The organism is Algibacter mikhailovii (assembly GCF_014651495.1).
Classification (GTDB): Bacteria; Bacteroidota; Bacteroidia; order Flavobacteriales; family Flavobacteriaceae; genus Algibacter_E; species Algibacter_E mikhailovii.
On record NZ_BMWZ01000003.1, the window covers coordinates 230368 to 244382 of the forward strand.

General features: G+C 36.5%; 6 protein-coding genes. All 6 read right to left on the minus strand.

What is annotated here, in order from left to right; genetic code table 11:
• Positions 1-71: 71 nt before the first annotated feature.
• Positions 72-4838 carry a glycosyl hydrolase gene (locus IE051_RS07180; protein WP_189360109.1) on the minus strand — a complete coding sequence of 1589 codons (4767 nt, stop codon included), beginning with the start codon at positions 4836-4838 and terminating at the stop codon, positions 72-74.
• Between the two features lie 23 nt (positions 4839-4861).
• Complete coding sequence (locus tag IE051_RS07185) at positions 4862-6118, minus strand: T9SS type A sorting domain-containing protein (protein WP_189360110.1); 1257 nt, start codon at positions 6116-6118, stop codon at positions 4862-4864.
• A 230-nt stretch (positions 6119-6348) separates the two neighbouring features.
• Positions 6349-7752 (minus strand): T9SS type A sorting domain-containing protein, encoded by a 1404-nt coding sequence (locus IE051_RS07190; protein ID WP_189360111.1) that lies wholly within the window; start codon positions 7750-7752, stop codon positions 6349-6351.
• Positions 7753-8117: 365 nt separating this feature from the next.
• Positions 8118-11408, minus strand: coding sequence for a VCBS repeat-containing protein (locus IE051_RS07195; protein WP_189360112.1), 3291 nt, complete (start codon positions 11406-11408; stop codon positions 8118-8120).
• A 73-nt stretch (positions 11409-11481) separates the two neighbouring features.
• Positions 11482-12417 (minus strand): glycoside hydrolase family 17 protein, encoded by a 936-nt coding sequence (locus IE051_RS07200; RefSeq protein ID WP_189360113.1) that lies wholly within the window; start codon positions 12415-12417, stop codon positions 11482-11484.
• 25 nt (positions 12418-12442) lie between these two features.
• Positions 12443-14005, minus strand: a complete 1563-nt coding sequence (locus IE051_RS07205; RefSeq protein ID WP_189360114.1) for an MFS transporter — start codon at positions 14003-14005, stop codon at positions 12443-12445.
• Positions 14006-14015: the final 10 nt, after the last annotated feature.

Here is a 14015-nt window from a genome sequence, read left to right on the forward strand (position 1 = left end):
TTTACATTAATCAACACCAAGTCATAGGAGCAATTTTATTAATCCTATTACCTTATAGACCCATTGCTAAACTATCTTTTTATCAATTTTATACTTTTTAGACCTGTTAGTGTTTTTACCCGAGCAAAATATATTCCAGATTCTAAAGTATAAGCATCCAGAGTTACATGTTTAGATTTAGGATTTACAGTCATTATTTTTTTTCCATGAACATTAAAAACCACTATAGATTCTATCAGTTCCTGAGAAGATTTCAAATACCATGAATTCTGAGAAGGATTAGGGTAAACACTAAAACTATTGAACTCTTGTTCATTAACACCTAAAACACAACGATCACCAACCTCATAAGCAAAATACTTGGTTACGGCTAGCCCACCAGCAAAAGCAAATTTACAGGCATACCTAATAGTTGTACCTGAAGTTTGGCCAGTAATTCTAGTACTAAAGGCTTTGGGTTTACCAGATACTGGTGTCATAGCAATTTCATTAAACGGACTTTGTTGCCATAAATAAGCAATAACGCCATCCTTATTATCCAGTAATTCAAATGTAAATATCACCTCTGTACCAGATGTTTCAAAATTATAATTATAACCAATATCAAACGCGCCCTGTTGGGCTTCTGAACTTATCCCTGAACATGCGGTATTTACACTAGCAGCAGTGGTTGCTTGAATTACAATGGGATTGTTCAACGCATTATTTCCTGCTAAATCGCTCGCGGTTACTGTAAATGTGTATAAGGTTTCCGCTTGTAAGGCATTAATTCCTAATGATTGTTGAACTCCTGAATCACCAGATATTCCATTTGTTCCGGAATTATAAGATACATTATACACTACCGTACCAGAGTTATCCGTACCATTTAATAATAACTCCACTGAGGTAGACGTAATTGCACCTATTGCAGCCGTGAAATTTGTTGGTGCTTCGGTATCATTACCACCAGAACAATCAGTCCCTACAACATATTGAACATAACTAGTAACAGCAAGTCCACCTGAGAATTCGAACTTACATGCATAACTAAGTGTTTCGCCATTAGTTACGCCGCTAATCATTTTTGTGAATTTATTAGTCTCAACAAAATCCATTTGTGATTCAACAAACGGTGTCTCCTGCCACAAATAAGCGTTCCCAGAAAACTTATCATTATCAAGCAATTCAAAAGTGATGATTACATCAGACCCTATAGTTTCAAAAGTACTTTTATAGCCCATTGAGAACGCCCCTTGCAATGCTGAATTACCAGTTTCTTCACATATTTTAACTTCATCTACAGAAATATTTATAGTCTGAGATGTACCTTCCCCACCTGCATTGTCCGTAGCTTTTGCTGAAATTTGATGCGCACCTATGCTTGCGCCACTCCATTCAAAACTATATGGTTCAGAGTCATCTTCTCCTATTTTTGTAGTACCATCATAGAACTCAACTTTTGCAACAGTACCATCCAAATCGGTTGCCGAAGCCGTAATCATTATGTCTTCACCTTCCTTAAAGACTGAATTATCTGACGGGTTTGAAATGGATATTGTTGGAATCACATTACCTGTTTGAGTAACAATGATTAGCGAGGTACTATTGGATGTATGGGAACCATCATCAACTGTAAGCTTGACTTTATAAATCCCTTCTTCTAAACTAGATACATTTGGAGAAGCCACTGTTGTGCTAGAAAATGCTATTGTTGATGGCCCATAAATCTGTTCCCAATTATAGTTTAAGACCGGTGTATCGGCATCTGTACTTTGAGAGCCATCTAATGTTGCTGTTGTATTGGGTAATATAACTGATACATTATCTCCCGCATGCGACACTGGCGGGTTATAGGACAAATCTCCTGTACGTGCAAAGGTAATTCGCCCTATATTTAGTTCACCATTATCAAAAACCATTTTCAAGACATGGATTCCTTTATTTAATTCAATGTTGTTGACAGTCTTATTGGCCCAGGTAGTCCAATTCGAACTGCTTGTGGGTGTTACCAAAATATCTGGACTAATTTTAGTTCCTTCTATCTCAAAATATAATGGACCTCCGCCGGCGGGATTTCCAGACGCATATCTAAAGGACAGGTCATAAACGCCAGCTGTTTGCACATCAATAGTATATTCAACCCACTCACCAGCTGAAATCCATCCTATTATGGCTCCTTCGGATGCATTAGAGGCGGCATCAACATATTCCTCCTTTCTGAAATCACCTTGATTGTTTTGAGAGACATCAACATACGCTATACCCTGACTATTCCCTCCTTCATAGGCATCATAATGAGCTGCATCAAATGTTCCAGGAATTTGAATGGCTGTTCCTGTGTAAGGCACTTGTTCACCAACTTGAATGTTTACTATATTAGTCACGTTAAATTGCGCGCCTTCATAAACTTTGGCATACATACCGTGCGTTCCTAAAACAAGGTTACTTGCCTTTATTTGATAAGGCGCCGTCGTTATCTCCCCCAAAAGTATTGTACCGTCAAAAAATTCCACTTTAGATACGGGTCCGTTAGTTTGAACAGATAAGTTTACGCTCCCATTGGGGTATGCTTGATTAAAATCACTTGACAGGACTCCAGATACCCTAACATCTTTATTCGTGGCTATTTGATTGGCTGGAACATCTAATGTAAACCCATTAGAAAACGTTACGGTAATTGGAGCGTCTGAATAGTTATGCGCTACATAGGTAATATCTCCATTTTTATTAAATGCGGCCGCAATAGGATAATCGGCTGTTAAAGAAGCTTCAAGAGTGCCCATGGCATTCATAGCATGCAGCCAGTGGTACGTTTGCACATCTGAAACTCCAAACTTCATTATTCTTGTTGGGTAAGAATTATATAAATCAATTGCCTGTTGAGGATCAATAAAACAAAGATATTTCCAAATGGTATCATGCCATAAATTTGGATTAGTGCTTGTTGTACTTAATATTTCTGTATATGTTTTTAGTTCTTCCCAAATTTTTGAAACATAAGCTTTGTTTTGTCCTAAATAAAGCGAACCGCCATGCATAGGATATAATTCTATGCCATAAGATGCCGTGATATCTGATGTCCAGAAGGTGCCGTTATCATAAGAATTACCCCAAACTCTAGACACCAAACTGTATTGCTGTGACGGCCCAAAATTACGTTCACTCATATCAAACCAGTATTCTTCTATAGCCGTTTGTTCTGTCGTATAAAGATATATTCCTAAATCTCTAATGGCGTCGTTTCCTGTAATGGTTCCCCAATGAATCAATGATGAATTAAATTGCATACTTTCTGAGGTCGACTCTTGATCATTTCCTTGAGGAAAAGAAGCCATTCCATTTGCCCAACAATGTCCTCCATACGGACTAAAGTTTCTTAGAAAAGGAAATTGAGAATCATTTCTATCTACTGAAGCAGCATCTCTAATTAATAGGTTAATCATACCACCCCAATCATCAGCCCATCCTGGCTCAAATTGTTCCATAAAGGCAGCAGCATGTATGAAATATCCCCAATGAAAATGATGGTCATTAATATTGGTGTCTTGTCCATGACCCGCCGGATAGCCCAACATAGCAGACCAGGTATTATTATAATAAAAAAGGAATGCCTTCTCTCCAGATTGATATGTTAACCAGTCTTCCAGCCTTTCTTTAATAGTCGCCATCATTTTATCCCTTGCCTCCTTATTTCCAGTTTGATCGGCCACTCTGGCAGATTGAATTAGACGGTTCATTACCTGACCTTCATTGTAAGAATCAGTCCATGTAGCTAATTGATCATTCTCAATCTGAGCAATTTTAGCCTCTAATTCAGAGGGGTCAAAACCTTCACTATAATTTGCCATATAAGGCATAGTTGGCAAAATACCACGAAATGTGTTTTCAACTATAAATCCATTTCCGTCGAGAGTTTTTATTTCACCTCTTACCCCTTCATAGCTGTATCCATTGGGTGTTGCCGACATAGAAGACAAATTATCCCACTGGTGGGGTAACAAGCCTTGTAAAATATTAGTTTCGCTACCTTCCATAGCAACGGTAGTTACCAAAAAATTTGTTTGAACGAGACCTGTATTTGCATTATAAGACCATTCTGTTGTTGTATTAGTTGGAAACACGTAGGCATATTTTTTGTATTCATTCGCAACCGTGTTTACATTGGATATACTTTGGGGTAACATGGCCATAGACCAATAATTTTTACCATTTAAAGTTGATGTATATGTGCTCCCATTATTAGTCCACGTACCACCTGAAGGTGCGTAAAACACAAAATCTGCATCGCCACTAGCATTTTCTATGATTAATAATTCACCAATAACAGTTGCTGTTCCTCCATTGACTTTAATCTCTAAAATGTCATCAGCTTCCTTTTCAAAATAAAGAAAGGGCATCCCAATACCTGACGTAGCTTTAAGCTCGTGACTGCCATCATTCCAATTCATAGTGACCGTCCAATCGGAATAATCAGAAACTGTAGCTCTGTTTGTATTCAGTCCGGACAACCCTATTTCAATAGGTGCAGAATCACCTATAACGCCAAATGGAATATAGGTTACAATTAATCCTGTATTGGTGGTTTTCATGGTCATGGGATAATTAAATAAATTATCCGCATGATCTTCTTTTATCAATTTGGACCACCAATCATTAGTGGGCACTGGTTTTCCTGCAGTAGCACCCGATAATTGAGGTGAGCCCGACGGGAAACCGTTTCGCCCTGCTTCATCAGTTCCTGGGAAATTGGTTGTATAGCTACCACTGCCTACCGCTACTTGAGCTGTAACGTGCATGGCAAAAGAGATAAATACTAATAATAACAACCTAAACGGTGTTACATTTGAATGATTCATAGTGTAAATTTTAGAAAAACTTGTTAATTTTTAACAAGCTTTACGGTGTGCATGTTTCCTTCTTGCGTACTAAGTCTTGCTATATAAATACCAGCCTGTAGGTGCTCAGCATCAATTTTCACTGAAGTACTTTTAGAAGATAGTGACATGACGCTTTTACCTAAAACATCAAACACCTCAACCATGGAAAGTATTTGATTTTGTGTGTTGATGTTCCAGCTACTAGAAGATGGATTCGGGCTTACTGATAAACCAGTTAAATCAAAGCCATTTACACTGAGGTTACTTTCACTGGTAAAGTATATATTATCAATAAAAACAGTCCCTGTGCCTCCGTCATCAACAAAATTATACTGATAGACATCTTGAAGATTCACTCCTTGGCCACCATAAACTGATAATGGGATAAAAACACTTGTCCAAGCGTTCTTCACGATGGCTTCGCTCCCTCCTGTACCCAGAACATATTGTTTATCATTAGTAAGCGGGTTTTCAGAATTCACTCTAAATGCAAACCTTGTAGCATCTGTTGTCCAATAATCAAAATGCACGTAGGCATCACTTGAAACATCCGTATTTCGAAAACCAGCACCATAATATCCAAGATCGACTTCTAAAGCTTTATTACCATTATTTTCTATATCTACCTCCCTAAATGATTCGGAAAAGTTATAGAGGTACTCAATGTTTGTATACGTTTCTCCATAAACACTTTTAACCTTATTAGCCGGTATAGTTGGAATTGGTGCATCTTTAGAAGGTGTAGCTCGTGGTGGCACATTAACTGCACCTGCAATATCATCAATAAGATAAACATCGGTTTCAAAACTTTGGAAATCAGGAAAAATGATAAGATTTCGGTAGACACCTAAGTTAGGTCCAAAATCTAGCGTGATGGTTTGCCATCCTGTCCCTATTGTATTAAACCTTACTTCAGCGGTATAAGGAGGTGTTCCGCCCGAAAACTTCAACATATGATTCCCGCTTCCTGATCCATTCAAAGGGTTTATTCTAAAAGTGATGGTATTATTATTATCATCAGACAAGTCCACATATTGATCAAGTTCAATGGTTTGAGCCGAACCAAATTCAGCGTAATCATAGCTTGTAAGCTCCCCAACTGGATTACCAGAATCAAGGGGGTCTACTGCTAAACCAAAATTACAGTCAAAACAGGTGAAAAAATAAGCAGGATCTGTTGACTCTTCAAAACTTATTGGTAAGGATTGCGAAAACCCTAAGATACTTGAAGTCAAAAAAAGGAAAGTAATTATTTTCATAAGAAAGGGAGTTTAGTTTTAGTTTAATTTCAAAGGTCATCCATAATCCGTTCTTTAAGAAAAAAAACACCCCAACAAAACCACTACAAAACAACCATTAACCCTTTTTTACTAATACAAAACCACAACATCTATAATTCTAAAAGCAAGCAAAAGATAAAGCCTTTAAACAAGAAAAGAGTGTGACCATAAAATCACACTCTTTACAAACTACATAATAAACTACTAAACTATCTTTTTATCAATTTAATACTTTTAGAACCGGCTAATGTTTGTACAGTTGCAAAATACAAACCAGCTTTTAAGCTTGTTCCGTCAATACTAACTTCTTTTCCGTTTGCATTTATTGATAACACACCTTTACCTAACACATCTACTACAGTAACAGAAGTGATATTATTGTTTGCAGATTTAATATTCCAAACACTATTTGATGGGTTTGGATAAACTTTAAAACCAGCTATTTCATTATCATCAACACCTAAAGTTGTATTTTTATGTAAGTAAATATTATCATACCACACATTAGTTAAATTTGCCGTTGTGATACCTATTTGTGCAACATCACCTCTAGTTAGGCTGCCACCAACAACACCTCCTAATGAAGTAATATCAACATCTACTGAAACCCAAGAATTAGCAACAATAGCAGGAATAGTACCTGTATTAATATTAACTTCTAATGCAGATGCTTCTCCTCCTCCACCAGCAAAATCGACCAACTTTACGTTAAACACATCTCCAGTTAAGTCAGCGTCATCCGTAAAAAAGTCAAAATGAATATGTGTGAAACCGGATAAATCTTGTCTATCACTCTGAAAATCTATACCATGACATTCTATTCCTGCATTCTTTTGTAACGTATTGTTACCTGCTATCAAAATTGGTGTTACAGCTGCTCCACCACACCATCCGGCGTCAAAGTTATCATAAGCTATACCTCCTTCATAAGAATCACTATAAATAGAAACAACATCAGATGCCATCCTATTTGGAGGAAGAGGTGCTTGTACATTTGGCGGTGTAGGACCGGGAGGAGTGACAGAAATATCATCTCCAGCAATAGCGGTAAAATTATCAATATAAGAAAGACTTACAGCAGCATCAAACCAGCCACCAGCAGGGCCCGATGAAGAATCATAAAAAGGATAGAAAATTATAGCAGAAAATTGATCATTTGGAGGATTATATCCTGGTTGCCCCGTATCTGCGGCAACATTAAAATCAGCAGTTAACTTAGCCCATCCACCACCTGGGTGTGTTACAAAAGTTTTAGAATTTTGAGCCTCAGAAGAACCAGCATCTGCGCTCGCTAGTTTTACAAGAAAATTTCTTCCTGACATGGAGTAAACATCAAAACTCACTGTTTTATCTGCTGTTCTCATATCTATTTTTTTGTTCTGCATCATAAGGCTTGCTCCTTGCCAATTCTGACCGGCAGCCTCAGTAATTAGTTGTAATGACTTCGTCCCAGTACCTGCAGATTCAGCAGAACTTACTGCAACTGTGGCGTTAGGCCCGGCATCAAACCAAGCAGTTTCGGGTTCAGCGCCTTCAAAATCTTCCAGAATAGCTTGCTGGGAATACCCTAAAGAAATAACCAATAGGATAAAGAGAAATGTAATTTTTTTCATAATTAGGTTTTAAGAATTAATAATCGGCTATTCAATATTTGAAATAACCATTTTTGTAAAGTTAAAACCTCATCAATGCATAAGCCATAAAAAAAGCCTATACAAAAAACATACATGACAATAAAAACACTAAATTATTGAGAATATCTCAAAACAACAAGCCTTAGCACTAGAGTTTAAAAGCTTTCTTGTTTTAAGGATTAACAGAACATAAGTCGGAGCAAAGCGTCTTTTTTAAGATATGTATTGGTAATGTTGTGGTAAAAAAATCAGGCTGTATACCTGTAATATATTCTTAGATAGTCATTGACTTACAAAAAAACAGAAAATCAAAGTATCAGGTAAAAAATAATCATTAAAATAATCTAATTAACATGGCCGGTAAAAACATTTGAGACATCATTATTATTAGTCACAAGAATTAAGAAATTATTGTTTTGCTTTATTCTAGAAATAGATCGACTGTCATTTGGCACATAGAAACCGCTCTCCTGGGGGGGCATAAAGCTAAAATTATTTTTACCATCACCTAAAAGTATGGCGCCATATCCAGCGTCATATCGTGTGGTTTCCACCTCAACACCATAATGATTTCCTACCGTCATAATATCTTGAAATCCATCTTTATTAAAATCCTGAACTAACGACGATTTTAGTGGTGATAATTGAGCTTGTATAGGTAGTGCTTTTCGGCTAAGAGTTCCATTATTATTAATCAGTATGATACTTTCAAAATTATTAATCTCATATACTACAGCCCCTTTTATTTTATCTTCTGGTAGAATTTCCAACAATTTAGATGAGGCAAAGCTATTATAATCTTTAAATTTTTCAGACACATAAGGCATTTGCTGGCTTGTACACTCTCTTCCTCTTAAAGGCACATAATCATCTTTATAAAATTTAGCTAAAACCACATCATTCGTACCATTATCGTCAAAATCATTAGAATAAACTTTAAACGGATGTTCTTTTGATGCTTTGAATTTATTATTCCTGCCTAAGTTACCAACAATGTAATCATCATCACCATCATTATCTAAATCACTAGCCGTTATGGACCACCAAATACCCCTTGTATCTTCCAGTCCAAAGTTATCAGAACTATTTTTAAATTCTCCGTTATTATTAGTCAGCAAAGTAATTTTCATCCATTCACCTACCACCATGAGGTCATCATCACCATCTTTATCTATATCAGTAAAAACAGCATCTGTAACCATACCAATATTCTCAAGATCGGGCGCTAATTTATTATCTGCTTTTTTAAAGGTGCCTTTGTCATTAATTAACAAATAGCTGCTTGCAGGAAATGGGTATTGCTCTGCTATTAGTCTAGTCCCAACAAACAAATCTAAATCACCATCTGCATCAATATCAGACACCTTTACACATTGCGTACTTTCATATATTGCGGGTACTGCGTAGTCCTTTTTTGTAAATTGCCCCATTCCGTTATTGAAATATAAGCGATCCTTTAAAAATTTATTTCCTCTAATGAACTCATTGCCACCACTAGCAACATATAAATCCTGGTCACCATCATTATCAACATCAAAAAACACACAGCCCAAATCTTCAGCAGCCCTATCGTTTTCCCATGGTTGAGAATTGCTCTTTTCAAATTTTTTATTTTCTTTTTGTAAATAAAGGATAGCGCTAGATCCAGCTGCTCCACCAATAAATACATCTTCTAAACCATCTGCATTGACATCTGCCACTGCTGAGAATGGACCATTTTCAGATAATCTATGAGGTAACAATATCTCTTTTTCAAAATCGTTGAAATCATTTTCTTCATGCTTATATGCCAATCCTTGATCAGATGCATTAGAGGCAATAAGCAATCTTGGTTTTTCTATAGTTTTTATCGCTCGTATTTCCGCGCTGCTATATTTAGCTGTTAGCGTTTTATTTGCGCTAACATCCTCAAAGCGATTTACTTTTCCGTCTGGCCAAACAACTTCAACTTTTTCAACTTTTATTTCTTTTCCTAAACCAAAAAACAATCCTGGTTCTACAGAAGATATAAAACCTCTTGTTACGCTATTTTCGGCAACTTGCTTTATACCATTGTGATGAATAATGGCTTTGGCGCCATAGCCAAAAACATTCTTATCACTACCTTCTAAGTTTATTTTTAAAAAATTACCTGTAGCTTTGTTTTTATAAACAAATGCCGGCGCATCCATATTATTAATCACAACATCCAAGTCACCGTCATTATCTAAATCGCCATAGGCCATTCCACTAGAAAAACTAGGGGTATCAAAGCCCCAATCTTTAGTCACTTTTTCATACTCAAAATTTCCCTTATTTCTAAATACATAATTTGATATGCGTTGCGAAGGTGCATCTTTACTAATTTGAAATAGTTTTTCTGGCGTTATAGTTTTAGGGTCAAGATTCCTTAAAAGCGCTAAATAATCATTGTTATCCACATCTTTCTTTATACCATTTGACACCATGATATCTTTCCAACCATCATTATCTAAATCTACTAAAAGACTAGACCAACTCCAATCAGTATTGGCTATTCCCGCCAAATTTGCTACATCAGAAAAACTCCCCATGCCTGTATTAATCTGTAATGCGTTGGCCATATATTGATGATGCGCCCCGGCATCAACTAGAGTATTAAAGGCTTCGATACTCATAGAAGCCATATTCGTTTTTGATCGATAGTGATCTTCAGGAGTCATATCAGTTGTGATTAAGTCCATAAGACCATCGTTGTTTACATCTCCAGTATCAGAACCCATACTCAAATTGGTAATGTGTTTTAACTTCTCATTAATGACATTACGAAACGTACCATCGCCATTGTTATAATACATAAAATCAGGTTCGGCATAATCATTGGCAACATAGAGATCCATCCAACCATCATTATTAAAATCTGAGGCATTAACACTCAGGCCATATGCTAAATCTCTAGAAATACCAACCTCATCAGATACATCCCTAAATTTTCCATTTTCATTTTTATAAATCCTATCCTTAAAGAATTCATAATGCTTAGAGGGAATTTTATTTACTAAAGCAATTTTTTTATCAACTACTTGATTAACTTGATACATATCTAAGTCGCCATCATTATCCATGTCAAAGAATAACGCTTGAGTAGAGTATCCAACATCTGCCAATCCATATTTCATAGCAGATTCAGTAAAAGTTAAATCATGATTATTAATGTAAAGTTGGTTTTTTCGATCTTCGAGATTCATAGAATTTCCATTTCTACTTACATAAATATCAAGGTATCCATCTGCATTGACATCGGCCATGGTCACACCCCATGTCCATCCCGCGTTTTTTGCAACTTTTGACTTTTTAGTAATATCTTCAAATTGAAAATTCCCTTTATTAAGATATAATCGATCAGAAACTTGATTTCCACCAAAAAAAATATCCGATAACCCATCATTGTTTAAATCACCTATAGCCACACCCGACCCCACATAAATTTGGCTATAGAAATAATGATTTAAATCTTTAGTTTCCCTAAGTCTATTATTAAAATCAATACCCGTAACTTCCGGTGCTAATAACTCAAAACCTCCAACCAGTTTTTCTGGATAGAGGTTTCTATTTGTATTTTCACAAGCTAATACTAAGAACAAAACAGTAAAAGCAATACATCTCAATTCCTTCATTCTAATCATTTTGTAGGATCTAATTTTTATAACAATATATGAACTAAGTTCCGAATATCACAATGCGCATGAATCAACTAAGATTGAACAATCTTTTACCACGGGATTTGAAGGATTTTTCAACAAACTTAATACGTTCATCTTTATCCCAAAGCCCCCAATACGCTCCAACATCGCCCTCAGCACCAACTTTCCAAGATTCATCAAAAGAAGAAAAATAGAACATTTCTATTTGATCTTCGTTAGACCAATTTTGTCCGTTAATAAAATATTTTATAGCGTTCTCAAATGATGGCAATGCACCATGGAGTCCTTCCCCTTGACTTGGCCAGCCTGTTTCAGTAATAATCACCTTTTTTCCGTTAGCTGCCTTAGTAGCTTGAGCAAACATATCTTTCATATACAACAGAGAATATTCCAAACTACAGCCTTCCCAATACGGATAGCAGTTGGCTAAAATAACATCACATGCTTCGGTAATCTTTGGCCGTTCAGTAAATTCATAATAAGCATCCACATACCCCATAGGTATTTCAGGGATTGCTGTTTTTACTTCCTTCATGAAGTCCAGTAATTCATCTTCTGTTAAATCTCCACGATACATGACTTCATTACCTACGGCAGCTATATCAACATACCCTTCTTTAGCCAGTTGAATTAGACCGGCTATCTCCTTTTTATTAATTTCTGCATCGTTCCCTAACCATGCTCCTACTAGCGTTTTTATACCATATTCCTTCGCAATTCTTGGAATAGCCTCATTACCATCAGTACATGAAAACGACCGTATCCATTTTGTATATGGTTTTATTATTTCCATGCGTCTTCTTATTTGTTCTTCGGTTATCTGTGCACCAGGTTCTTGTCCTTCTTCGTAAGGGCTAAAACACAAACCATGCATCCCTCTATTTAATACTTTTTCAAAAACGTATTGTAAACCTTTTGTTGTTTTGTTATCCAGGTTACCTCCTGACAGCGACATTATTTTATGATTTCTTCCACTTGACATAACTCTAATTTTTATCTATTATTTTCTATAATTCTCCTCTACGGGCTACTAATTGTTCTTTTATATCACGTGCTCGTGACTCACTTAAACTGTACTTATACATAATCCAAATGGCCATACCAGCCGTGATTGACGGAATAAGAATATCTGCTATTCTTAAACTATTCATGGTCTCGACACTTTGTGTTGGTGCATCTGAAATAAAGCCTACTAATTTTAGAACCAAACCGCCTAAAAACAAAGCAATGGATTGACCGATTTTAACCATCAACCAATAAATAGCTCCAAAAGTACCTTCCTTTCTCGGCATGCCGTTTTCTAACTCATCCAGATCACAAACATCGGCAGTCATACTCATCATGAGCGTAAATAGCCCGCCTAAACCAAAGGCTATAAATGGTATAGGCATAAAAATCAACCATGGAGACCCTTGACTTGTGTCAATGCTAAACCATGTCATCCCGATACTTTCTAGAAATGGATTTAACCCTTCAAAGACCGAAGCAACACCACTGTTCAAAGATTGACCAAAACCAGTCTTATTAAAACTTTCGTTGAGCTCTGTATTAAAGCCCCACCATTTTAAGATATACCCCACAATAGAAATAACTGTGGAAATAATAAATGCCCTGCGTTTACCCCATTTATTAGCCATTTTTGAAATAATAGGAATAACAAGAAAAGCAGTTGTTACCGCGGTGATGGTTGAAAACCACGCTGGCCAAGTTCCGGCTTGGGCATAACTACCATTGTACATATAAAATACAATAATATACACACTAAATGCTGCCACCAATTGAAACCCATTAAACACCAAAAATGTAGCGCCACAAAGCTTCATGAAAGGCTTATTTTTTGACACCTGCATTATGCCTCCCCAAAGATCCTTTAAATTAGAAGCCAATGTTTTGAAGGTTATTTTTTTTCTGTTTTCCATATGCGAAGAATCAATGCCTCTACAAAAAATAGCAGGTAGTAATCCTAAAACCCCGCATAGACATCCTACAATTATGGATAAATGTCTTACGCCTTCAGCTTGTGTTTCATAAATATTAGGATCTGCAATGATTACCCAAAACCAAGGTACTATCATCCAAGCAATCTGACCCATGGTATTAGAAAAGGCCATTAATCTCGTCCGTTCATTATAATCCGAAGTCATTTCATATCCCAAACCAACTAGAGGTGTGGCATACATGGTATTTCCGGCCAAGAATAGGATGGTCAAAATCAGAAAATACCAAAAATTATACATTTGAGAGTTTTCCGGAGACATCTGCCATGTTAAGGCAAATAAAATGCCACTTAAGATGGCACCAACAAAAATAAATGGCCGTCTTCTTCCCCATCTGGATTTTGTATTATCTGTGATAAAACCCATTATAGGATCTGAAACAGCATCAAATAATCTAGGAAGCGCGCCAAGTATACCTGCATAAAGCGGATCCATACCAAATGCGGTCAATAGAAAAAACATAAAGAACCCTAGGGCGCCTGGTAACAAATTAAGAACAAAATGGCCAGCTCCAAAGGCGGCTTTTTGACCAATAGGGACTTTATCTTTTGCAGTAGTTTTTACAGTTGGCATATGGCTTTGG